Here is a 24,737-nt window from a genome sequence, read left to right as displayed (position 1 = left end):
TCCCGCGTTAACAGTGGGTTAATCGATCCTCGCCAGCATGGCCCCATTCAACGATCTGCCAAGGCAAACTCATGCGCGTTTTTCTGCTGTTATTGATGGTGCTGCTGGCTGGCCCAGCGCAGGCCAACCCATTCGCCACCAAGCCTGACTTTCTACCCGTCGAACAGGCTTTCGTGCTAACCCACGACCGTCAGGCCGACGGCTCTACCCGCCTGTATTTTCAGATTCAGCCGGGCTATTACCTGTACCAGAAACGCCTGAAGTTCGACGGGCTGCCCACGGCCCAGCATCCGCCCTTGCCTGCGGGCATCAATCACCACGATGAGTTTTTCGGCGACAGCACCGTCTACCGCGAACAGCTTGAGTTGACAGTGCCCCCCGGCGCCCAGGGGCAGTTGCGTCTTGGCTGGCAAGGCTGCGCCGATGCGGGCCTGTGCTACCCCCCGCAGACGACGCTGGTCGACCTGGGAGGCGAAGCCTCGGCCGCCACCCTGGAAGCTGAGCAGGCCAGCGATCAGGCGTTGGCCAGCGGCCTGCAGCAGGGCAACCTGGCCTGGGGCCTGCTGGCCTTCTTCGGCCTGGGCCTGCTGCTGGCCTTTACGCCCTGTTCGTTGCCGATGCTGCCGATTCTCGCCGGGCTGGTGCTGGGCAATGGTGCCAGTGCACGGCGTGGCTGGATGCTGGCTGGCACCTACGTGCTGAGCATGGCCCTGGTGTATGCCGCCTTGGGTGTGGTGGCTGCGCTACTGGGCGCCAGCTTGCAGGCCTGGCTGCAACAACCCTGGTTACTGGGCAGCCTGGCCGCTTTGTTCGTGTTGTTGGCCCTGCCCATGTTCGGCGCCTTCGAACTGCAATTGCCCGCTGCCCTGCGCGACCGCCTGGACCGCGCCGGACAGGGCACGCGCGGTGGCAACCTGTATGGTGCTGCGCTGCTGGGCGTGTTGTCCGGGCTGCTGCTGGGGCCCTGCATGACCGCGCCGCTGGCCGGGGCGCTGTTGTACATCGCCCAGAGCGGCGACGTGCTTCAAGGGGCGCTGGTGCTGTTCAGCCTGGGCCTGGGCATGGGGGTACCGCTGCTGCTGATCGTGACCCTGGGCAACCGCTTCCTGCCACGCCCTGGCGCCTGGATGAACCTGGTCAAAGGCATCTTCGGCTTCGTGTTCCTGGCCATGGCGCTGTACACGGTGCGCAGCCTGCTCCCGGCCAGCTTGCTGTTGGCCTTGAGCGGGGCCTGGCTGATCGCACTGGGCTGGACCGCCTGGCCTGCGCTACAGCGCCTTCCGGCGCTGCGCATTGCACCGTTGCTGGCAGCCATGTGGGGCGGCTTGCTGCTGGTCGGCGCCGCTGCCGGCGGCGATGACCTGTGGCAACCGCTGCGCCCATTCACGGGTGGGACGGTGGCCGCCACCGACTCGCCTGCCCACGACGCCTTCGTCACCGTGAGTACGCCCGAGGCACTGCAACGGGAGCTGGACGCGGCCAAAGGCCGCAACCAGTGGGTACTGCTCGATTACTACGCCGACTGGTGCGTGGCCTGCAAGGTTATGGAAAAGCAGGTGTTCAGCCGCAGCGACGTCCAGGCCGAACTGGCCGGCGTGCACCTGCTGCGCCTGGACGTCACCACCGATACGCCCGCCAGCAAGGCGCTGTTGCAGCGTTACCAGGTGCCTGGCCCACCTACCCTGATCTGGCTCGGCCCAGAAGGCCAGGAGCGCCGGGCAAGGCGCATCACCGGAGAAGTGGATGCCGCCACCTTCGTGCAACAGTGGACCCTCACCCGGAGCCAGGGCTGATGCTGACCGTGACCCTGGGGCCACTGACCATGGCCCTGAACCATCTGGTGCTGCTGTGTGCCCTGGGCATTGCCAGCGTGGTCGGCTGGTGGGTGGCACGGCGTGGCGGCGAGAGCCCCGAGTCCGCGCTGTTCAATCTGTTCCTGATCGGCCTGTTGTGCGCGCGGATCGGATTTGTCGCGGCCTACTGGTCGATGTACCGGGGCGATCTGCTCCAGATCATCGACATCCGCGACGGCGGTTTCCTGCTCTGGCCAGGGCTTGTGGGCATCAGCCTGGCTGCTGTGTGGCAAGGCTGGCGTCGCCCTGGCCTGCGCCGGCCATTGAGCTGGGCGCTGTTCAGCGGCGCCTTGTTCTGGGGGTTGGCCAGCTTGGGTAGCCACCTGTACAGCAAGGGGACCGAATTGCCTGCCATCACCCTGCGCGATGCCGCAGGCGAGTCGGTGGCGTTGCAGCGCTACCGGGGTAAGCCGCTGGTGATCAACATCTGGGCGACCTGGTGCCCGCCCTGCCGTCGGGAAATGCCTGTACTGCAACAAGCGCAAGGCGAGTACCCCCATGTGACGTTCCTGTTCGTCAACCAAGGCGAGACACCTGAAAACGTCAGCACTTTCCTGGCCACCACCGGCTTGAGCCTGACCCACGTGCTGTTCGACGGCACTGGCCTGCTGGCCCAGCGCGTCGGCTCCATGGCCCTGCCTACCACCCTGTTCTACGACGAGGGCGGCCGCCTGCTTGGCAGCCATCTGGGCGAGCTGTCGCGCGCCAGCCTGCGTCACGCCCTGGAATCCTACCAACGGGCCGCCACGCCCGAACCTGCCGCACAAGGACATTGACCATGCGATTGCCTGCACTCTTCCCGCTCACCGCTTGCTTGCTTGCCAGCCCCGCCCTGTATGCCGAAGACCTGCCCAAGGCGGTCCAGCAGTTGCAAAGCAAGGGCGCCGTGATCAAGGGCAGCTTCGATGCGCCCGACGGCCTGCGCGGCTATGCCGCCGAGTACCAGAACAACCCCCTGGCCCTGTACCTGACCCCTGACGGCAAGCACGTGCTGGTGGGCAACCTGTTCGACGAGCAGGGCCAGGACCTGAGCGCCGCCCCGCTGGAGAAGCTAGTCTACGGCCCCATGACCCAGGCGTTCTGGCAAAAGATGGAGAAGTCCGCCTGGATCGCCGACGGCAAGGCCGATGCACCGCGCAAGATCTACCTGTTCAGCGACCCCAACTGCCCGTATTGCAACATGTTCTGGGAACAGGCCCGCCCCTGGGTGGAATCGGGCAAGGTGCAGCTGCGCCACATCATGGTGGGTATCATCCGTGAAGACAGCCCAGGTAAGTCGGCAGCACTGCTCGCCGCCAAGGACCCTGCCAAGGCGCTGCAGCAGCACGAGAAAGCCGGCAAGGCCAGCACCCTCAAGGCCCTGGACAAGGTGCCGGCCGAGGTGCAGCAAAAGCTCGCCTTCAACATGGCCCTGATGCAGGAGATGGGCCTGCAGGCCACTCCTGCGATCTTCTACCGGGACAGTGAAGGCAAGGTGCACAGCCAGCAAGGGGCACCGCGGCCTGAGATGTTGGGGACGATTTTGGGTAAGCGGTGAATAACGGGAATACGCGCTGAAGTCCCTGGGAATTAGAGTCTCAAGGTGCAGTGCAAACAGCCTGGGATTTGCCCGTGATGCTTCGCACTGAATCCAAAAGCCACTCATTCCTGGGAGCGGCCTCACCGGGGCGCTGGACCGGCCGCGAGAGGCCGCACCGCAGCATCAGGACTTCAGCCCCGCAGCCCCTGCGACTTCGTTAGCCCTTGAACGGACGAACGATTGCTCATCGCCCGCCGCCCCTCACAACCCCTCCAACTCCGCCATCAAGTCACTCAACCGATCCACCTTGTCTTCATTCAGCGCACTGCCCTGCAGCCCCTCCACGTACACGGCCAGTTCCGCCACCGTGCTGCACTCGAACATCGCCCGCAGTGGCACGTTCAGTTGCAGTTGCTTCTGCACCCGCGAGGCAATCTGGGTGGCCAGTAGCGAGTGGCCGCCCAGTTCGAAGAAGTTGTCGTGCACACCGACCCGGTCGGCCTTGAGCACCTCGGCCCAGATACCGGCCAGCAGGCCCTCGAGGTCGCTGCGCGGTGCCTGATAGGCCTGGCTGTGCTGGCTGCCGATGTCGATGGCGGGCAGGGCCTTGCGGTCGAGCTTGCCGTTGGCATTGTGAGGCAAGGCCTCAAGCCAGGCCCAATGCAGGGGCACCATGTACTCAGGCAGCTCGGCGCGCAGGCGTGCCTTGAGCTGAGCGAGCACGGTGTCGTCGCCCGTGACCCCGTGGTGAGGCACCAGGTAACCCACCAAGTGCTTGCCGTTGACACCTTCCTGCACAGCGACCGCTGCATCGCGGACCTGCGGCTGCTCATGCAGCCGGGCCTCGATTTCTCCCAGTTCGATACGGTAACCGCGAATCTTCACCTGGTGATCGATCCGGCCTACGTACTCGAGCACACCGTCAGGCCGCTGGCGGGCCAGGTCGCCGGTGCGGTACAGACGCTCGCCTGCTGCACCGTAAGGGTGGGGAATGAACGCCAGCGCCGTGCGTGCCGGGTCGCCCACGTAGCCACGGCCCACACCCGTACCCGCCACGCACAACTCGCCCACGGCCCCCAAGGGCACCAGTTGCTGTTCATCGCCCAGCAGGTACAGCCGGTTGTTGTCGGTCGGGGTGCCGATGGGCAGGTAGCTGCCTTGGGTAGAGTCGGCATCGACACGGAAGAACGCCACGTCATCCGAACATTCCGCTGGCCCGTAGGCGTTGACCAGGCCGATCCGTGGGTAACGTTGCAGCCATTGCGCCGCCAACTCCGGTGGCATGGCTTCGCCGGTAGGCAGCATCCAGCGCAGGCCGTCCAGCGCCTGGTGTTCGCTGGCAAGCATGCCCTGGATCAGCGATGGCACGCTCTCAAGAACGGTGATGCCGGTGGCCTGGACATGGGTGAGCAGGCCCTGGGGATCGTGGGCAATGGCGTTGGGCACGATTTCAACCTGGGCGCCGAACAGCGGCGCGGCCAGGAACTGCCACACCGAAATGTCGAAGCTCTGCGACGCCGTCTGCGCAATGACATCGTGCTCGGTCAGCGCCAGGTAGGGCACCTTGCTCAGCTGGTTGTTGAGCATGCCGCGCTGCTCCACCATCACGCCCTTGGGCAAGCCGGTGGAGCCTGAGGTGTAGATCACGTAAGCGAGGTTGTCCGGGCCGCTGTGGACCCCAGGGTTGTGGCTGTCCATGGTGCAGGTCTGGACGGTTTCCCACACTAACAACTGGGGCCGTACGCCAGGGTTCAGGGCTTGCAGCAAGGCCTGCCCCTGCTCGGCACAGGCCGCGCTGCACACCAGCACCGGCGCCCGGCTGAGCTCAAGGATGCTTTGCAGGCGCGCAGGTGGCAGGCCTGGGTCCAGCGGCAGGTAACCAGCACCGGCCTTGAAGCTGCCAACGATCATGCCCAGCAGCGGCAGGCCGCGATCGGCCAGCAGGGCCACCGGCTGATCCAGCCGTACACCAGCCCCGATCAATGCATGGCCCAGGCGGTTGGCCGCCAGGTTCAGCCTGGCATAGTCGTACTCGGCGTCCAGGCACCGGGCCACGGTACGCTGGGGATGGGCGGCCACGCGCGCCTCGAACTGCGCGACATAACTCTGCTCCAGGGGGTAAGCCCGCTGAGTGTCGTTGCATGCCTGGAGCAAGAAACGCTGTTCCTCGGCGCCCACCAGCGGCAAGGCTTGCACCTGTTCGTCGAACCCCTGGACCAGCGCCAGGAGCAGGCGCTTGAATTCGGCCAGCAAGCGCTCGACGGTCGGGTAGTCGAAGTAGCGCTGGTCGAACGAGAGGTGCAGGCCCAGGTCATCACCTGGGTAACAGACCGCGGTGAGCGGGAAATTGGTGTGGGTGCGACCTGAGTCGGAGGTAGCATCCAGGTGCTTGGCGTGGTCGAGCACGGCGGTTTCCACCGGGGCGTTCTCGAACACGAACAGGCTGTCGAACAACGGCTGGCCCTTGGGCAGTTCGCTGCACGCCTGGATGTCCACCAGCGGCAGGTATTCGTACTCGCGCAATTCCATGTTGCGCTCCAGCAAACCCTGCAACCACTGGCGCACAGTGCACCCTTGGCCAACCGCTGGCAGCTGCACACGCAGCACCACGCTGTTGATGAACAGGCCGACGGTGCGTTGCATCTGCGGCATGCTCACCGGCCGACCCGCCACGGTCACGCCGAAGGCCACGTCGCGCTCGCCGCTGTAGCGCGCCAGCACCAGGGCCCAGGCCGCCTGGGCGAAAGTGTTGACGGTCAACTGGTGAGCCTGGGCCAGCTCGCGCAGGCGAGTGCCCTCACTGACCGCCAGGCGCGTGTAGCAATCACCGACGACCATGCCGCTGCCCGCATGCTCATGGCGCAACGGACGATCGCTTGGCAGCGCCGTGGCGCGCTCGAAGCCGGCCAGGTTGGCCTGCCACCAGGCACGCGCGTCGTCCAACCCCTGGCGCTGCAGCCAGCCAATGTAGTCACGGTAGCGCGGCGGCACCGGCAGTTGCGCCTGTCGGTCCTCGCCCAGCGCCTGATAGATTTCGAAGAAGTCGTTCATCAGCAGCGAGCGGCACCAGGCATCGATGAGGATGTGGTGGTTGCTCATCATGAACCAGTAGCGCGCATCGGCCACTCGCACCAAGCGCAGGTGGAACGGCGGCGTGTGCAACACGTCGAAGCCGGCTTCGCGCTCCTGCTTGTGCAGGGCTTGCAGGCGAGCCTCCTGGTCGGCGTCGTCCAGGTCGCGCCAGTCCTGGTAATCCATGGCCAATTGCCCGGGCTTGTGGATGATCTGCAGCATGGCCTCGCCACTGTTCCAGCTGAACGAGGCGCGCAAGGCCTCATGCCGCGCCACCACCTGTTGCCAGGCCTGGGCGAAGCGCTGCGGGTCGAGTGCGCTGCTGATGCGGTAGCGGTCCTGCATGTAGTACAGGCCCGTGCCGGGTTCGAGCAGGGTGTGCAGCAGCATGCCTTCCTGCATTGGGGTCAGGGGGTAGACGTCCTCGATCAGGTTGGCCGGCACGGGCAACGCGTCGATCTGCGCCTGGGTAAGGTGCGCCAGGGGGAAGTCCGAGGGGGTGTAGCTGCCCTGCCCGTCTGCCAGGCAATGGTCGATCAGCGCCACCAGTTCCTGGCGATAGGCATTCGCCAGCGTGGCGATGGTGTGCGGCTCATAGCGTTCGCGGCTGAATGTCCAGCGCAGTTGCAACGCACCGCCGTAGACCTGGCCATCGACACTCAGCCAGTTGGGCAGCGCCGCATCCGGGTCATGGGCCAGGCCCACCGGCGCGTCCACCGGCGTGAACAGCGCGCCGTCGTCGAACTGCTGGTCGAACTGCCCCAGGTAGTTGAAGGTGATGCGCGCTTGGGCCAGGGCCGCCATTTGCTCGCGCGCTGCCGGGTCCGCCAGGTAGCGCAGCACACCGTAGCCAAGGCCCTTGTGCGGCACCTGGCGCAACTGCTCCTTGATGCGCTTGATGGACGCCGCCCGTGCCTGGTCATCATCCCCTGCCAGGGGGGACAGGCTCAACGGATAAGCGTTGGTGAACCAGCCGACGCTGCGGGTCAGGTCCATGTCCTCGAACAACCCGTCCCGGCCATGGCCCTCCAACTGCACCAGCGCCTGCGGCTGGCCCGTCCACTGGCACAGGGTGCGGGCCAGTGCCGTCAGCAGCAGGTCATTGACCTGGGTGTGGTAGGCCGCAGGCGCCTGCTGCAGCAACTGGCGGGTCTGCTGGGCATCCAGGCCGATGGTCACGGTCCGGGCATGACGCTGCACGTTGCCGCCCTGGGGATGATCGCAGGGTAGCTCATGGCGTACCTCACCCACCTGGGCCTGCCACTGGCCCAGCTCGTCACGCAGCGAATCGCTGCTGGCATAGGCTGCCAGCCGCGCCGCCCAGTCACCTGGGGCATGGGTCTTGGCCGGCAGGGCCTGGCCTCGGTACAGCGCCTGCAAGTCTTCGAGCAGGATGCGCCAGGAAACGCCGTCGACCACCAAGTGATGGATGGTCAATGCCAGGCGTTGTTCGCCCTCCCCGTCACTCACCAGCAAGGCACGGAGCAAGGGACCGCGCTGCAGGTCGAGGCTGCGTTGCAGGTCGGTGTACAGCGCCTGGCAATCGTCCAGGTCGGCGACCGTGGCCGACCACAGCAGCTGTTGATCATCAGGCTGGGCGTACTCGGCCTGCCAATGGCCAGCAGCATCGCTGAAACGCAGGCGCAAGCTGTCGTGGTGCTCCACCAGGGCGGCCAGCGCGGTGTGCAGCCGGGTCTGATCCAGCGGCACGCGGCATTGCAACAGCACGGCCTGGTTCCAGTGCTGCGGCTGCGCCAACGCGCTGTCGAAGAACCAGTGCTGGATCGGGGTCAACTGTGCGCTGCCCTGGCGTAGGCCTTGCTCGATGCTGTCGGTGACCTGCACCGGCTGCACGATGGCCGCCAGGGCCTGGATGGTCTGGTGCTGGAACAGGTCACGCGGGGAGAATTGCAGGCCTACCTGCCGCGCGCGGCTCACCACTTGGATCGACAGGATCGAGTCACCGCCCAGTTCGAAGAAATTGTCCTGAACACCGACCTGATCGACGTTGAGCACCTCACCCCAGACCTGCGCCAATTGCGCTTGCACATCATTGGTCGGTGCTTGGTAATGCTGGCGAGCCTGGTCGAGGTCGGGCAGCGGCAAGGCCCGGCGGTCCAGCTTGCCATTGCCCATCAGCGGCAGGGAATCGAGCAGCACCAGGTGCGCCGGCACCATGTAGTCCGGCAGATGCTGATGGGCATGGGCTTTGACGGCTTCGCGCAGCTGTTGCTGGGCATGCGGGTCGCCAGCGGCGTGCTGGCTCACGAGGTAGCCGACCAGTTGCCGCACGCCCTGCATGTCAACGGCGATGACCACCGCTTCATCCACATCGGCATGGGCCTGCAAGCGGCTTTCGATTTCACCCAGCTCGATGCGGAAGCCGCGAATCTTCACCTGCTGATCGGCGCGCCCGATGTACTCCACCAGGCCATCCTGACCCAGGCGCACCAGGTCGCCGGTGCGGTACAGGCGCCCGCCGGTGTGGCTGAAGGGGTCGGCGACGAAGCGTTCGGCGGTCAGCCCAGGACGGTCGTGGTAGCCCTGGGCCAGGCCGGCGCCGCCCACATACAGCTCACCGATGCCCCCCTGGGGCAACAGGGCCAGGTCATCATCGAGGATGTAGGCCGTGCGTTGGCCGATCACCCGCCCGATGGGCACGCTGCCCAGGTCGGCCGCCAGCGATTGCGGGGCCAGGGCGGCCAGCGGCATGACCACGGTTTCGGTGGGGCCGTAGGCGTTGAACAGCTGATCAGGGGTGAAGGCCTGGCGGATGCGCTGCAGGTGCTCGCCGGTCAACGCCTCGCCCCCGGTGATCACCAGGCGCATCGGCAGGCACTCGCCCTGCACGGCCAGATGCTGAGCCAACTGGCTGCCGTAGCTGGGCGTGAAGCCCAGCACGCTGACGTGTTGCTCTCGCACCAGCTGGCAGATCTCGTCGGCGCCCCACTGCCCTTGGGCGCGGATGACCACACGTGCGCCACACAGCAGCGGCACCCACAGCCGTTCGCTGGCCGCGTCGAAGTTGATGGAATAGAAATGCAGCTCGCAATCGTCACTGCGCATGCCAAACGCCTGGATCACTGCCTGGCAGTGCATGGCGAACTCGCCATGGCTGACCACCACACCTTTGGGTTTGCCGGTGGACCCGGAGGTGTAGATCAGATAAGCCGGGTGCTGCGCCAGGCTGACATCGTCCAGCGGCGCCTCGCTATAGGCGCCCAGCGTAGGCTGGTCGTCTTCCAGGCTCCAGCAGGCCAGGTGCTCCGGCAGCGGCCCGAGGTCTTGCAGCAAGCGGCGTTGGCTGAGCAGTACGGCGACCTGGCTGTCCTCGATCATGTAGCGCAAGCGGTCCAGCGGGTACTCCGGGTCAAGCGGTACATAGGCGCCACCGGCCTTCAGTACTGCCAGCAGGCCGACGACCATTTCCAGCGAGCGTTCGAGCGCCACGCCCACCCGCACCTGCGGGCCGACACCGCGCTCGCGCAAGGCGCGGGCCAGGCGGTTGGCCTGCTGATCGAGCTCGGCGTAGCTCAGGTGCTGGCCGGCGAACGTCAGGGCCCGTGCTTGCGGGTCTTCGGCCGCCTGGGCCGCGAACAGCCCATGCAGTGTATGCCGCGCCGTGCTGACCGGCTCGCCGCGCAGTTGCGCGACCAGCCCCTGCTGTTCGGCGCTGCTGAGCATCGGCAGTTCGCACAGGCGTTGCTGCGGCTGGTCCAGCAGCCCGATCAGCAACTGCTGCCAATGCGCGGCCATGCGGGCAATGCGTGGCGCGTCGAACAGGTCCTGGCTGTAGGTCAGGCAGCAGCCCAGACGGCCATCAAGGTCCGTGACCTCCAGGTAGAGGTCGAACTTGGTGGCGGCTGCGTCGTTTACTAGGTAGTCCACCTGCATGCCGGCCAGCGTACGGCTTTGCTGGAAGGCCCAGCGCTGCACGTTGCACATCACCTGGAACAGCGGGTTGTAGGCGCTGCTGCGCGGCGGGTGCAAGGCCTCGACCAGTTGTTCGAACGGCAAGTCCTGGTGGGACTGCCCCTCGATGGCGGCCTGGCGCACCTGCTCGAGCACCTCGGCAGCGGTCATCTGGCCGTCCAGCTCGCAGCGCAGCACCTGGGTGTTGAGGAAGGCACCGATCAGCCCTTCGCTCTCGGGGCGGATGCGGTTAGCCACCGGGGCGCCGATACGCAGGTCGCGCTGACCACTGTAGCGGTGCAACAGCACCGCCAGGGTGGCGGTCATGGTCATGAACAAGGTCAGGCCACGCTGGCTGTTGAAGGTGTGCACGCGCTGCACCAGCGCAGGGTCCAGCTCGAACCTGTAGAGCTCGCCCTTGTGGCTTTGCACGGCAGGTCGAGGGCGGTCGGTGGGCAGCGCCAGTACCGGGTGCTCTTGTCCCAGCCGCTGTTTCCAGTAAGCCAGCTGGCGAGCGCCCTCTCCGCTGTCCAGCCATTGCCGTTGCCATACGCTGTAGTCCAGGTACTGGACGGGCAAGGGCGTCAGCGGCGACTCACGGTCGTCAACAAAGGCTTCGTACAGCTCGCCCAGTTCGCGGGCAAAGATATCCATGGCCCAGCCTTCGGTGACGATGTGGTGCAAGGTGAGCACGAAGACGTGTTCGCGCTCCTGCAGCTTGACCAGGCAGGCACGCAGCAAGGGGCCACTCTCCAGGTCGAACGCCTGGTGTGCCTGCTGGTCGGCCAGCTGTTGCAGGCGCTGCTGGCGGGCAGCGTCGGGCAGTGCACTGAAATCTTGCCAGGCCAGCTGCAGGTTGCTGTCGTCGGCCACGCATTGATAAGGCACGCCCTCGATGCTGGGGAAGGTGGTGCGCAGGGTTTCGTGACGCACGACCAGCGCGTGCAACGCCCGCTCGAAGGCATCTACATGCAGGGTGCCGCGCAGGCGCGCCATGCCGCCGACGTTGTAGGCCGGGCTGTTGGGCTCCATTTGCCAAAGGAACCACATGCGCTGTTGCGAATAGGAAAGCGGTACCGCCTGACGGCGATCCACGCGCGGGATGTCGCCTTGCGCATTGCGTTCACCGCTGGCCTGGATGCGTGCGACTTCAGCGCAGAAGGCGCCCAGCTCGCTGGCGTCGAACAGGGCTTTCAACGGTAGCTCGACGTCGCAGGCCTGTCGCGTGCGCGAGACGATTTGCGTCGCCAGCAAGGAGTGCCCGCCTAGGGCGAAGAAATCGTCCTGCAAGCCGACCTGGGGCAGGCCCAACACCTCGCACCAGATGGCCGCGACCTGCCGTTGCAAGGGGCTGTGTGGCTCGATGTGCTCACGCTGCTGCCACACAGGCGCCGGTAATGCCTTGCGATCGACCTTGCCGCTCGGGCCGAGCGGCATCTGCGCCAGCCACATCAGCTGTGCGGGCACCATGTAGGCCGGAAGTTGCTCGGCAAGCGCCGCGAGCAAGGGGCCCGATTCGGCAGTGCCGCTGTAGTAACCCACCAGTTGTGCGCCGACGGTGTCCTGATGAACCCGCACCACCGCCTGCTCGACGCCGGCCTGGGCCAGCAGGCAGGCCTGCACTTCTTCGGGCTCCACGCGGAAGCCACGTACTTTCACCTGGTGGTCGAGGCGGCCCAGGTACTCAAGCGCCGGGTACTGCACCAACCAGCGCACTCGGTCGCCGCTTCGGTACAGGCGCTGGCCATTGCCGCCAGGCTGGGGCACGAAGCGCTCGGCCGTCAGGCCAGGGCGGCCCAGGTAGCCACGGGCCAAGCCCGTGCCACCCAGGTACAGCTCGCCCGGCACCCCAGGTGCACTCAGGTGCAGCTCATCGTCCAGCACCTGACACAGCACATTGCCCAACGGGCGGCCCATGGGCGAATGCCCACCGTCGCTGGCGGTGCAATGCCAGTGGGTGACGTTGATGGCGGTTTCGGTCGGGCCGTAACGGTTGTGCAGCTGCACCTGTGGCAGCACCTGCAAGACCCGGTCGCGCAAGGCAGCCGACAACGCCTCGCCGCCGGAGAACAGGCGGCGCAGGCTGCTGCAGCCCGCAGCCTGGGGCTCCTGGACGAATACCTGCAACAAAGGTGGCACGAAATGCAGGGTGGTCACGCCATGGGCCTGCACCAGCGCTGCGATGCGCTGCGGATCGCGGTGCTCACCGGCACCGGCAAGTACCAGCTTGCAGCCGGTGATCAGCGGCCAGAAGCATTCCCACACCGAAACATCGAAACTGATCGGTGCCTTCTGCATCAACACGTCGTCCGCGCCAAGTGCGTAGGTCGCCTGCATCCACTGCAGCCGCTCGGCGAGCGCCCCGTGGGTGTTGCCTACGCCCTTGGGCTGGCCGGTGGAGCCGGAGGTATAGATCACGTAGGCCAGGTTGTCGGCGTCCAGGTGGAGCCGGGGCGGTTGGCTCGGCCAGTTGTCCAGGTGCAGTTGGTCCAGCGCGATCACGCCAACACCCTGCACGTGCGGCAGCGTGGCCAATTGGCTGCTGTGGCTGAGCAGCAGGCCGGCATTGCAGTCGGCCAGCATGAAGGCCAGACGCTCGGCCGGGTAATCCACGTCCAGCGGCACATAGGCGCCGCCGGCCTTGAGGATGGCCAGCAGGCCTACCAGCAGCTGGGGCGAGCGCTCAATGGCGATGGCCACGCAGGTATCGGGGCCCACGCCCTTGTCGCGCAGGTAATGGGCCAGGCGATTGGCCTGCTGATGCAGTTCGGCGTAACCGAGGCTGCCGCCCTCCCAGGCCAGTGCCGTGCGCTGCGGGTGCAGGCGAGCCTGCTCATTGAGCTGCTCGACCAGCAGCTGTGGCGGCTGCGCAGCCGGCGCTTGCCCCCAGTCCAGCAAGCGTGCACGGCTCGCCTCATCCAGCAGGGGGACTTCGCCGATGGGCAGCTGCGGCGTTTCGCAGACGTGCTCGAACAGGCTCAACAGGTGCTGAGCAAGCCGCGCCACCGTGTCCTGCTCGAACAGTTCGCTGGCGTAGTCGAACGCCAGGCGCACACGGCCCTGGTGATCTTGCTCGCTGTGCAGTTGCAGGTCGAACTTGGCTTCCCGGCTGTGCCAGGGCAGCTCTTCGGCCAGCAGACCCGGCAGGCGCCGCAGCGCCGACAGATCGCGTTGCTGGTGGTTGAACATGACCTGGAACAGGCCTTGTTCACGGGCCTGGGGCAGCGCCTCGACCAACTGCTCGAACGGCAGGTCCTGGTTGGCCTGTGCGTCAAGGGTGGCCTGGCGCACCTGGCCGAGCAATTCGGCGAACGGCAGTCGGCCGTGTACCTGAGCGCGCAGCACCTGGGTGTTGATGAAGAAACCGACCAGCCCTTGGCTTTGAAGGCGCGAGCGGTTGGCATTGGGCACACCGACCCGGATGTCGGCCTGGCCGGTATAACGGTGCAGCAGCGCCTGCCAACCCGCCAGCAGCACCATGAACAAGCTGCATTGGTGTTGATGTGCCAAGGCGTTGAGGGCCTGGGACAAGTGCGCAGGCACCTTCACGTTCAGGCGTGCGGCGTGGTTGCCACGCTGGCTGGCGCGGGGGTGGTCGGTGCACAGGTCCAGAACCGGCGCCGCATCGCCCAGCTGATCGCGCCAGTAGGCGAGCTGACGCTCGGCTGCACCCTCTGCCAACCAGGTGCGCTGCCAGTTACCGTAGTCGGCGTAGCCCAGCCCGAGCGGTGCCAGCTTGGGTTCCAGGCCCTGGCAATAAGCCGCATAAAGACGCGCCAGCTCGTCCATGAGCAAGGTGAGCGACCAGCCATCGGCAACAATGTGGTGCAGGGTTACCCAAAGCTGGTGATGCTCCTCGTCCAGATGGACCAGCGTCAGGCGCAGCAGCGGCCCTCTCTGCAGATCGAACGGCAGGCAGGCCTCGGCCTCTCGCTGACTGTCGACCTGCTCGGGCGCTTGCCCCTGCAAGTCAAGCCGCTGAAGGTTCACCGGCAGGTGAGCCAGGACGCGTTGCCATGGCTGGCCGTCGGCTTCGCTGAACACCGTACGCAAGGCTTCGTGGCGCTCTACCAGCGCCTGCAGGGCGGCTTCCAGAGCAGGTTCATCCAGGGCCCCGCGCAGTTGCAGGCCAGCAGGAATGTTGTAGGCAGCCGATTGCGGCTGCAGTTGCCAAAGCAGCCACAGGCGGTTCTGCGCCAGCGACTGGGGCAGTGGCCTGTCGCGGGGCAACAGGTCGATGGCCCCCGCTTGCTGGCCTTGGGCAAGGCTTGCAGCAACCGCCTGGGTGTAGTCGGCCAGCACTGGGGCCTCGAAGAGGGTGCGCAGGCTCAACTCGATGCCCAAGGCGTCGGCCAGCGCTGCCGTGACCTGGGTGGCGGCAATGGAGTTGCCGCCCAGCAGCATGAAATGATCGTCCGCCGCCACCGCCTCGACCTTGAGAATGTCGCACCAAAGACGCGCGATTTGCGCCTGCAACCCTTCACCGGTCACGGTCTCGGTGGCCGGCAAAGCGGGTTGTGGAAAGCGCGCGTAGCAATCGAGGGTGCCATCGTCCATGCGCAGACGACAGGCCGAGCGCTGGAGTTTGCCGCTGGAGGTCTTGGGCAAGGCACCTGGGTTGAGTAACAGGACCACGGCCGGGGCCTGGCGGCACGCATCGGCGACAACATGACGAAGCGTTTTGATCAGTGCATCGGGGGCGGTCGTCTTCTGCACGTTACGGCTGATTTCCACGGCCACGCCAATGGCTTGCTCACCCTCGTGCTCGACGGCAAACACGGCCACCCTCCCCTTGCGCAGCGTAGGGACCTCACGCTCAAGGGTCTTTTCCAGGTCCTGCGGGTAGAGGTTCTGCCCGCGCACGATGAGCATGTCTTTCAGGCGACCGGTGACGAACACCTCGCCGCCGCGCATGAAACCCAGGTCGCCTGTGCGCAGCCAGCGCTGGCCATCCATCTCGACGAACGTCTGAGCGCTGGCCTGGACATTGCGCCAGTACCCGTGGGCGATGCTTGGCCCGGCAGCCCAGATTTCCCCTACCTCATTGTCCGCCAGCACCTGGCGCTGCCGGGGTTCGACGATGCGTACCGCATGGCCGGGCTGTGGCCAGCCGCAACTCATCACCACACTGCCCTCACCGGGCTCGGCACGGTTTTCGGCGAAGGCCTGGGCATCGAGCGCCAAGGCGCCGATGCCCTCACCGCGGCGGCTGCCGCTGACGAACAGCGTGGCCTCTGCCAACCCGTAGCTGGCGAAGAAGCTTTGTGGGTTGAAGCCGCAGACCTGGAAGGTGTCGGCGAAGGTGGCCAGGCTGTCCTGGCGAATCGGCTCGGAACCCGAGTACGCCACTCGCCAGCGGCTCAGGTCGAGCCCTGCCAAGGAAGCCTTGCTGATCCGCTCGCTACACAGCCGGTACGCAAAGTCGGGGCCGCCGCTGATGGTGCCGCCGTACTCACTGATGGCCTGCAACCAACGCAGCGGCCGTGCCAGGAAATAGCCAGGCGACATCAGTACGCAGGGTACGCCGCTGAAGATCGGCTGCAGCAGCCCGCCGATCAGCCCCATGTCGTGGTAGAGCGGGAGCCAGCTGACGATCACGTCGTCTGGGTTCAGATCGATACCGAAGCCGTGGCGGATCAGCTGTTCGTTCGCCACCAGGTTGCCGTGGGTGACCTGCACGCCCTTTGGCAAGGCCGTGGAACCGGATGTGTATTGCAGGAACGCGATGTCATGGGGCTGCAATGCAGGCTCGCGCCAAGCCGCCGCCTGTGTCGGATCGAGCTGGTCAACGGCCAGCAGCTCCGGGGCCTGCGCGGCTTGCAGCGCCTCCAGGCCCTGGAGACTTTTTTGCAATGCCGCGACGGTCAGCAGCAGGCGCGGCTCGGCGTCGTCGATGATCGAAAGCAGGCGCTCCTGGTGGTGCTGGCGTGCGGACTCCGGTGGGTAGGCCGGCACCGCGATGACGCCGGCGTACAGGCAGCCGAAGAAGGCCGCCACGTAGTCCGGGCCGCTAGGGAACAACAGTACGGCACGGTCCCCGAATGCGGCCCGTGCCTGGAGCGCAGCCGCGATGGCGCGCGCGCGCTGGTCGAGCGCCTGGTAGGTGAGCACGGCCTGTTCGCCGGGCGCATCGGCCAGAAAGCGCAAGGCGATCTTGTCCGGGCTCTGTGCGGCGCGTTGCATCAGGGCCTGGACCAGCGAAGTCGGGAGTTCGAAGGCATGCGTCATGGGTGTTCCTGCCGGTGTCGAGGTGGGCGGGCCGGTGTGGCCACCTGCAGGGGCGGACAGCATCAGCGGCCGGGGATGTACAGAGGGGAACGGATGGCGGGGGGCAGAAATTAACGAAGCGCGGGCCTGTGGGAGAAAAGACGGGCGTACGCGTTAACCAGGCGCCGCGTGATGCGTGGCGCCATGCGGCGGGTACGCACGCGAGTCGGGCGCGACTTAGAACTGAAAGATACAAATACTAATTTAGTTTCGTATTTGACAATCATTATCATTCTGAATAGCTTGTCGCTCGTCCCAGGACGCGTCCTACAAATCAACGCGCTCTTTACCCTATGCTTCCAGGTGATTTCCATGGCGGAACAACTGTCCACAAGTAAGTGCGATTCACCACTGCTCCAAGCGTTCGTAGAAAACCGCAGCATCTTGCTCAAGATTGCCGCCCGCATCACCGGCTGCCGCTCGCGGGCCGAAGATGTGGTGCAGGACGCCTTCTTCAGGCTCGGCAGCGCCCCGCAGATCACCTCTTCGTTCAAGGCGCAGCTGAGCTACCTGTTCCAGATCGTGCGCAACCTGGCCATCGACCACTACCGCAAGCAGGCGATGGAGTTGAAATACTCCGGCAGCGAGGAAGAAGGGCTGAACGTCGTCCTGCAGAACGTCTCGCCCGAAGCTACCCACATCAACCTTGCGGCCCTCGACGACATCGCCCGCGCACTGAACGACCTGCCGCCACGCACGCGGTATGCGTTCGAAATGTACCGCCTGCATGGTGTGCCGCAGAAAGACATCGCCAAGGAACTGGGCGTCTCCCCTACCCTGGTCAACTTCATGATTCGCGATGCGATGGTGCATTGCCGGAAGATGACGCGCTAGGCACGGCGCGAAGGGGGAAGGATGACCCGTGTAGAGCGGCCTGGCCGGGGCGCCGGACCGGCAAGGCCGCGCCTACCCAGCCGGTGCGCATCCGCAAAATCACTGGTTTGAAGTGCGATACCGGGTAGTTGTCGAACCTCCGTCAATACCCTCCTTAAACCAGCGTGCACCGATCGAAAAAACGCTCCCGCCCCAGAATCATCAGCGCAGCCCGCTTGTGCGGGAAGTCGAACACTTTGTCGCAGTGAAAGCACTGATCCTGCATGTAGCCGATCATCCGCGCATTGTCGGCACGTGGCTCGGCGACAACGCGCTGGGTGCGCGGGTCATCCAGGAACAGGTAGTGCACCAGCGCGCAGAGCCAGCTGGCGACCTTGTGGGGGCCGCGGTGTTGCTGTTCGCCTACCAGCATGTGGATGCCACGGTCATAATCGTCGGCCTGATAGAACGGGGCGATGCGGTCTTCCTTGGCCCAATAGGCTTCGAAGTAGGCAAACGGCTGATCATCGAAGCAACCGATCAGCGTGAGGGTATGAGGGGCCGCTTCGAGCTTGGCCAGGTACTCGCGGTGCTGCGCCAGGCTACCCCCTTCCTGCCAGAACGCCTCTACCCGCGGCTCGTTCTGCCAGCGGTTGAAGCGCTCAAGATCGTGCTCGATTTCCAGGGTGCGCAGCGATACCCAGCTGCCCAGCCGCGCATCGAAGCGCCGGTACACTTCGCCTCGCGGCTTGGGCGCTCGCAACGGGTGGCGTTTGCCCGCGCTGATGCGCATCTGTTGCGGATACACCGCGGCCTGCACTTCACCCAGCCACGGCTGAGGCAACTGCCAGAACAATGCCCGCTGGCACAGGTACTGCCCCGGTTGCTCGCTGCTCACCAGCAAGCCAGAGGCCAGCGCTTGGGCGGGCACTTCATGCAGCTGCCAAGTCAACGTCTGGCAGGTGAGGTCCTGGGACAACAGCCAGTAGCACGCCGCCCACAGCGCCTGGTAGGGTCGCTGCGAGCAGACCCATTCCACCTGCACGACTGGAGTGCCTTGGGTGTGCACCCGCAGGGCGATCAAGGGTCGAGCTTCGAGCGACAGGCACAGAAAACCGTCGCGCTGCTCGGCGCTCAGGCTGCGCCAGCGTGGTGTGTAGGGTGTCGGCAAAGCGGCATCTGAGGGCATGGGCGATACTCGGTGACGTGAAAGAAAGGCTCACTCTGCAAGACGATGCCACCTCCCCCGGATTTAGCTGCTGCCCTTGAGGGGGATTACGGGCGCCCGGCAGTGACGGTGATGCCGTAGGGTTCGAAGATGCGCGCCAGCTCGCCCTTCTCGCGCAGCGCCTGCAGCAACCCGGCAAACGCGGTGGCTGACAACGGCCCACCTGCGCGCAGCACGGCATAGTGATGGTAGACCTGATCGATACGCCCCGATGCCGCCAGCCGGCCCTGGCTGGAGGGGTTACGGGCCAGAAAATCGGTGAGGTACGAGCGGGTCACCAGTGCGATGTCGGCGCGACCGGCCTGCACCATCAGCAGGTTGCTGTCGTGGGAATAGGTCAAGGTGGCGTTGAAGGCCTTGCGCAGGTAGGTGGGGTCGGGGTTGAACCCTGCGAAGGCATAGTGGTAGCCGTTGAACATGGCCAGGCGCTTGCCCTGCAGGTCATCGACATAGTGCGGGTCGGCCAGGCTGCTGGTACGCCCCACGAACACTTCGGCGTCTTCAAGGCCCATGTCCACCGCCTCGTGCGGCACGTGCGCCCAACCCCATTGCGGGTTCTCGAACACTGCCATGTCGGTACGGCCTTGCAGCAGATCGCCAAAGCGTCGTTGCACCGAGGTGGGCACCAGCACGAAGCGATAACGGGGTTGCGACAGGTTCAACGCGTCGATCAACTGCGTCAGCAGACCGGTGCCCGCACCTTGCTCGGGACGCACGGTGTACGGCGGGAAGTGAGCAGCCCCGACCCTGACTTCCACCCGCTCGACGGCCCGTGCCGACGGCGCCAACCAACAGGCGGCAGAAATAAACAGTGCGGACAGGACCTTGAGGCCGGGCGCTAGGGTCAAAACGAACACTCATCACATGCCAGAACGGGATCCGCTTACGCTAGGCGCTTTCCGGACCCGGCACAACCACCGGGTCGCGCCCTTTATGCCAAAGCAGGCGGCAAAATGCCAGGGGGTGTCGGGAGGCGGGACTTTGGCTACGCTCTAGCATGACCTGGAAGGGAGCCTGATATGGGCCATTGGTTGGTGATCGACCTGGAAGCGACGACAGACGACGGCGGATGGCCGGTCGCAGACATGGAAGTGATTGAAATCGGCGCGAGCCTGGTAACTGGCCAAGGCCGCGAGGTCGATCATTTCCAGCGCTTCGTGCGGCCACGCAGGCGGCCTCAGTTGACGCCATTCTGCCGCGAGCTGACCCACATCAGCCAGGCGAACGTGGACTCGGCGGCCCCTTTCACCGAGGTGTGGCCCAGTTTCGAACGGTGGCTGGCGCACCATCAGGCGCAGTTGCAGGCCTGGGTGAGCTGGGGCGACTACGACCGTGTGCAATTGCTCCAGGAATGGCGGCAACATGGCCTGGACAGCGCGCTGCGGGCACTGCCGCACATCAATCTCAAGCAGCGTTTTGCCAAGGCCCGCCACCTGCAGCGTCCGACGGGGCTCAACAGTGCCCTGCACATGGCCGGCATGCACTTTTGCGGCCAACAGCACAGGGCCTTGGAAGACGCGCGCAACACCGCGCGCCTGCTGCCGTTGAGCCTGCCGAGCGGCTGATGGGCGGCGCCTGTCAAAGCGGATGACGGCGCCGGTGGCCTTGGGCATACTGGCCAGCCTTTTTGCCCTCTTCTGTTACTGGAGTCGCCCATGTTCAAGGTCAACGAGTACTTCAACGGCACCGTCAAGTCGATCGCTTTCACTGGCGAAGAAGGCCCGGCCACCGTCGGTGTGATGGCCCCTGGTGAATACGAGTTCGGCACGGCCAAGCGTGAAATCATGCACGTGGTCTCGGGCGAGCTGGTCGTGAAGCTGCCGGGCAGCGATGCTTGGGAAACCTTCGCGACTGGCACCCAGTTCAACGTGCCGGCCGACAGCAAGTTCCAGTTGCAAGTCAAGGTCGATACGGCTTACCTGTGCGAGTACCGCGACTAAGCCTGCCCCAGGCCGAGTGCCTCACTCGGCCGCATGCCCTTGATGAACCCGGGGTTTGCCACCGCGCATCGTCATTGCCCATCCAGAAAGCGCGCCACCTTGTCGGCCGCTGCCTGCAAGTGCTGTTCATGACTGAACCCGGAAGCCCTCAGGGGCTTTAGGTCATGATCGCCCGTCGCCAGCCACTGCACCTCGATTGCAGGTGACAAGGCGTACCGCTCAACCGCCTCCCGATTGCCCAAGGCATCGCGCTCACCCTGAACGATCAGGGTCGGGGTCTGCAACCCGGCCAGGTGTTCGACCCGTGGCTTTTCCGGCTTGCCTGCTGCATAGAACGGATAGCCCAGGCACACTAGCGCATCGGCCCCCAACTCGTCCGCTACCAGGCTGGCCATGCGCCCGCCCATCGACTTGCCCCCAATCGCCAATTTACCCGCGACCAAAGGTCGCACGTGTTGGTACACCTCGCGCCAGCATTGCAGCAAGGCCGGCTGCGGATTGGGTGGCCTTCTGCTGCCGCCTTGCCGACGCTGGGCCATGTACGGGAACTCAAAGCGCACCACGGCTACCCCACGTGCTGCAAGCCTTTGCGCCATCTGCTCCATGAACTCGCTGTCCATCGGCGCCCCGGCGCCATGGGCAAGGATCAGGCAGGTCCGATACGGCTCACCGTACACCCAGTGTTCAGGTGTGCAGCGCAAGCCTGGGACATTTCCGACCTTGGCCCATTGATCCCCGTCAATGCAGGCATTTTGCCCATTACTCATGCTTGCCTCGCTCTATAGCCTGCCAATAACCGTGGATGGGAACCCATACATGAACACAACCAGCAGTACCGCCTATAACTACAAGGTGGTCCGCCAATTCGCCATCATGACGGTGGTGTGGGGAATCGTCGGGATGGGGCTCGGCGTCTTCATCGCCGCCCAGCTTGCCTGGCCTTTCCTGAACCTCGATCTCCCCTGGACCAGCTTCGGCCGCCTGCGCCCACTGCATACCAATGCGGTGATTTTCGCATTTGGCGGCTGTGCGCTGTTCGCCACCTCCTATTATTCGGTGCAACGCACCTGCCAGACCACCCTGTTCGCGCCACGCCTGGCCGCGTTCACCTTCTGGGGCTGGCAACTGGTGATTCTGCTGGCTGCCATCAGCCTGCCGCTGGGTTACACCAGCTCCAAGGAATACGCCGAACTGGAATGGCCGATCGACATCCTGATCACCATCGTGTGGGTGGCGTATGCCGTGGTGTTCTTCGGCACTCTGATCAAACGCAATACCAAGCACATCTATGTGGGCAACTGGTTCTTCGGCGGTTTCATCCTGACCGTGGCGATGCTGCACATCGTCAACAACCTGGAACTGCCTGTCAGCCTGACCAAGTCCTACTCGGTCTACGCCGGGGCCACCGATGCCATGGTGCAGTGGTGGTATGGCCATAACGCCGTGGGCTTCTTCCTGACCGCAGGCTTCCTGGGCATGATGTACTACTACGTGCCCAAACAAGCCGAACGCCCGGTGTATTCCTATCGCTTGTCGATCGTGCACTTCTGGGCACTGATCACTTTGTACATCTGGGCAGGCCCTCACCACCTGCACTACACCGCCCTGCCCGACTGGGCCCAATCGCTGGGCATGGTGATGTCGCTGGTGCTGCTGGCACCGAGCTGGGGCGGCATGATCAACGGCATGATGACCCTGTCCGGCGCCTGGCACAAACTGCGCAGCGATCCCATCCTGCGCTTCTTGGTGGTCTCCCTGGCGTTCTACGGGATGTCCACCTTCGAAGGCCCGATGATGGCCATCAAGACCGTCAACGCCTTGTCCCACTATACCGACTGGACCATTGGCCACGTGCATGCCGGCGCCCTGGGCTGGGTAGCGATGATCTCCATCGGCGCCCTGTACCACACCATCCCCAAGGTCTTCGGCAAGGAGCGCATGTACAGCATCGGGCTGATCAACGCGCATTTCTGGCTGGCCACCATCGGCACCGTGCTCTACATCGCCTCGATGTGGGTCAACGGTATCGCCCAGGGCCTGATGTGGCGCGCAGTCAACAGCGACGGCACGCTCACCTACTCGTTCGTCGAAACCCTGGTGGCCAGCCACCCAGGCTTCGTCGTGCGCTTCGTCGGTGGCGCGATCTTCCTCAGCGGCATGTTCCTGATGGCTTGGAACACCTGGCGCACCGTACGTTCGCCAGCGCTGGATACCGTCCCTGCGAACGCCCAGCTGGCTTGAGGAGACCTGCCTGATGAAACATGAAGTCATCGAGAAAAACGTCGGCCTGCTGGCCTTGCTGATGGTCTTCGCCGTCAGCATCGGCGGCCTTACCCAGATCGTCCCGTTGTTCTTCCAGGACGTGACCAATACGCCGGTCGAGGGCATGAAGCCCTACACCGCGCTGCAACTCGAAGGCCGTGACATCTACATCCGCGAAGGCTGCGTAGGCTGCCACTCGCAGATGATCCGCCCGTTCCGCGCCGAAACCGAGCGCTATGGCCATTATTCGGTTGCCGGCGAAAGCGTGTGGGACCACCCGTTCCTGTGGGGCTCCAAGCGCACCGGGCCAGACCTGGCCCGAGTCGGCGGGCGCTACTCGGACGACTGGCACCGCGCGCACCTGTACAACCCGCGCAACGTGGTGCCGGAGTCGAAGATGCCGTCGTATCCGTGGCTGGTGGCCGACCAGGTCGACAACAGCCACACCGACACCAAGATGCGCGTGCTGCGCACCCTGGGCGTGCCTTACACCGACGAAGACATTGCCGGCGCGCGCGAGGCGGTGAAGAACAAAACCGAAATGGACGCCCTGGTCGCCTACCTGCAGGTGCTGGGCACCTCGATCAAGAACAAGAGGTGAATGCGATGGAAATGGACATCGGCATGATCCGCGGCCTGGGCACCCTGGTGGTGTTGATCGCCTTCATCGGCCTGAGCCTGTGGGTATTCAACCGGCGCCGCGACCAGGACTTCGCCGAAGCGCGCCTGCTGCCCTTCGTCGACGACCGCCTGCCTCCTGTCGAGCAGGCACCTGAAACCCGTGCAGCTGCGAGGAGCAAAGCACAATGACCGCCTTCTGGAGTACCTACATCAGCGTACTGACCATCGGCAGCCTGATCGGCCTGACCTGGCTGTTGCTCGGCACCCGCAAAGGGCAGAGCAACAGCACGACCGACCAGACCATGGGGCACAGCTTCGATGGCATCGAGGAATACGACAACCCGCTGCCCAAGTGGTGGTTCTGGTTGTTCGTCGGCACCTTGGTCTTCAGCGCTGGCTACCTTGTGCTGTATCCGGGCCTCGGTAACTGGAAAGGCATCCTGCCCGGTTATGAAGATGGCTGGACCGGTGTCAATGAATGGCAGAAGGAGATGGACAAGGCCGATGCCAAGTTCGGCCCGATCTTCGCCAAGTACGCCGCCATGCCGGTGGAAGAAGTAGCCAAGGATCCGCAAGCACTGAAGATGGGCAGCCGCCTGTTTGCCTCCAACTGCTCGGTTTGCCATGGTTCCGATGCCAAGGGCGCCTACGGCTTTCCCAACCTGACCGACCACGACTGGCGCTGGGGCGGTGAGCCTGAAACGATCAAGGCGTCGATCATGAACGGCCGTCACGGCGTGATGCCGGCCTGGGCCGAGGTGATCGGTGAACAGGGCGTATCGGATGTGGCGGCGTTCGTGCTGACCAACCTCGATGGGCGCAAGCTGCCCGAAGGCGTCAAGGCCGACCCGGTCAAGGGCAAAGCGCTGTTCGCGAGCAACTGCGTGGCCTGCCACGGGCCTGAGGGCAAGGGCACCCCTGCCATGGGTGCGCCGGACCTGACCCATCCGCAGGCGTTCATCTATGGATCGAGCTTCGCCCAGTTGCAACAGACCATTCGTTATGGTCGCCAGGGCCAGATGCCCGCGCAGGCCGAGATCCAGGGCAATGACAAAGTGCACTTGCTGGCGGCCTACGTCTACAGCCTCTCCCAGGGCGACGCAGCCCAAGGCGTGACGGTCAAGTAACCCGCTCTTCGTCTTCTTCCCCGCCCCACAGCGCCGTTCTAGCGGCGCTTTTCATTTGTGAGCGTCCAGCACCCCAGCCGCTTGCGCATCCCACGCCCCCTCAATGCACATTCTTGCCATGCC

14 protein-coding genes are annotated in these 24,737 nt (G+C 65.0%); 10 read left to right on the top strand and 4 right to left on the bottom strand.

Annotation, left to right across the window (positions count from 1 at the left end; all coding sequences use genetic code 11):
• The first annotated feature begins 71 nt into the window (after window positions 1-71).
• Genes dsbD through dsbG form a run of 3 tightly spaced genes read left to right on the top strand, consistent with a single transcriptional unit; the run spans window position 72 to window position 3,390 of the window.
• Complete coding sequence (gene dsbD, locus FH041_RS02535; protein WP_140174150.1) at window positions 72-1,793, top strand: protein-disulfide reductase DsbD; 1,722 nt, start codon at window positions 72-74, stop codon at window positions 1,791-1,793.
• The gene (locus FH041_RS02530) at window positions 1,793-2,629 is read left to right on the top strand and encodes a TlpA disulfide reductase family protein (protein ID WP_027916034.1); all 837 of its coding nucleotides are present in this window, start codon (window positions 1,793-1,795) and stop codon (window positions 2,627-2,629) included. Before dsbD ends, FH041_RS02530 begins: the two co-directional genes overlap by 1 nt.
• Before the next feature lie 2 nt (window positions 2,630-2,631).
• Window positions 2,632-3,390: a thiol:disulfide interchange protein DsbG gene (gene dsbG / locus FH041_RS02525; protein WP_049695658.1), complete on the top strand. Its 759-nt coding sequence runs from the start codon at window positions 2,632-2,634 to the stop codon at window positions 3,388-3,390.
• Between the two features lie 243 nt (window positions 3,391-3,633).
• On the opposite strand, the gene FH041_RS02520 is transcribed toward dsbG, so the two are convergent.
• Entirely contained in the window at window positions 3,634-16,584 is a 12,951-nt protein-coding gene (locus tag FH041_RS02520; RefSeq protein ID WP_140174149.1) for a non-ribosomal peptide synthetase, read from the bottom strand.
• A gap of 351 nt (window positions 16,585-16,935) precedes the next feature.
• On the opposite strand from FH041_RS02520, the gene FH041_RS02515 reads away from it, so the two are divergent.
• The gene (locus FH041_RS02515) at window positions 16,936-17,457 is read left to right on the top strand and encodes an RNA polymerase factor sigma-70 (RefSeq protein ID WP_140174148.1); all 522 of its coding nucleotides are present in this window, start codon (window positions 16,936-16,938) and stop codon (window positions 17,455-17,457) included.
• 154 nt (window positions 17,458-17,611) lie between these two features.
• Here the strand turns inward: FH041_RS02515 and FH041_RS02510 are convergent, their stop codons facing one another.
• Window positions 17,612-18,625 (bottom strand): GNAT family N-acetyltransferase, encoded by a 1,014-nt coding sequence (locus FH041_RS02510; protein ID WP_027916030.1) that lies wholly within the window; start codon window positions 18,623-18,625, stop codon window positions 17,612-17,614.
• A gap of 86 nt (window positions 18,626-18,711) precedes the next feature.
• Window positions 18,712-19,512 carry an ABC transporter substrate-binding protein gene (locus FH041_RS02505; RefSeq protein ID WP_027916029.1) on the bottom strand — a complete coding sequence of 267 codons (801 nt, stop codon included), beginning with the start codon at window positions 19,510-19,512 and terminating at the stop codon, window positions 18,712-18,714.
• Between the two features lie 171 nt (window positions 19,513-19,683).
• Between FH041_RS02505 and FH041_RS02500 the strand changes: the two genes are divergently transcribed.
• Together FH041_RS02500 and FH041_RS02495 are read left to right on the top strand one after the other, a co-directional pair.
• Window positions 19,684-20,229, top strand: a complete 546-nt coding sequence (locus tag FH041_RS02500) for an exonuclease domain-containing protein (RefSeq protein WP_023535887.1) — start codon at window positions 19,684-19,686, stop codon at window positions 20,227-20,229.
• Between the two features lie 90 nt (window positions 20,230-20,319).
• Window positions 20,320-20,604, top strand: a complete 285-nt coding sequence (locus tag FH041_RS02495) for a pyrimidine/purine nucleoside phosphorylase (protein ID WP_049695654.1) — start codon at window positions 20,320-20,322, stop codon at window positions 20,602-20,604.
• A 71-nt stretch (window positions 20,605-20,675) separates the two neighbouring features.
• On the opposite strand, the gene FH041_RS02490 is transcribed toward FH041_RS02495, so the two are convergent.
• A complete protein-coding gene (locus FH041_RS02490; protein ID WP_027916027.1) occupies window positions 20,676-21,371 on the bottom strand; it encodes an alpha/beta fold hydrolase in 696 nt (231 codons plus the stop codon).
• Between the two features lie 49 nt (window positions 21,372-21,420).
• Between FH041_RS02490 and ccoN the strand changes: the two genes are divergently transcribed.
• Genes ccoN through ccoP form a run of 4 tightly spaced genes read left to right on the top strand, consistent with a single transcriptional unit; the run spans window position 21,421 to window position 24,614 of the window.
• Window positions 21,421-22,845 carry a cytochrome-c oxidase, cbb3-type subunit I gene (gene ccoN / locus FH041_RS02485; RefSeq protein ID WP_027916026.1) on the top strand — a complete coding sequence of 475 codons (1,425 nt, stop codon included), beginning with the start codon at window positions 21,421-21,423 and terminating at the stop codon, window positions 22,843-22,845.
• 13 nt (window positions 22,846-22,858) lie between these two features.
• Complete coding sequence (gene ccoO, locus FH041_RS02480) at window positions 22,859-23,467, top strand: cytochrome-c oxidase, cbb3-type subunit II (protein WP_023535920.1); 609 nt, start codon at window positions 22,859-22,861, stop codon at window positions 23,465-23,467.
• Window positions 23,468-23,472: 5 nt separating this feature from the next.
• Window positions 23,473-23,676 (top strand): cbb3-type cytochrome c oxidase subunit 3, encoded by a 204-nt coding sequence (locus FH041_RS02475; protein WP_027916025.1) that lies wholly within the window; start codon window positions 23,473-23,475, stop codon window positions 23,674-23,676.
• Window positions 23,673-24,614, top strand: coding sequence for a cytochrome-c oxidase, cbb3-type subunit III (ccoP, locus tag FH041_RS02470; protein WP_027916024.1), 942 nt, complete (start codon window positions 23,673-23,675; stop codon window positions 24,612-24,614). The genes FH041_RS02475 and ccoP overlap by 4 nt, the downstream gene beginning before the upstream one ends.
• Window positions 24,615-24,737: the final 123 nt, after the last annotated feature.

This window comes from Pseudomonas sp. SWI7, assembly GCF_006351945.1.
In the GTDB taxonomy this organism is placed as follows: domain Bacteria; phylum Pseudomonadota; class Gammaproteobacteria; order Pseudomonadales; family Pseudomonadaceae; genus Aquipseudomonas; species Aquipseudomonas fulva.
Note: the sequence above shows the minus strand (reverse complement) of the source record. Positions and strands in the feature narration are given on the sequence as shown.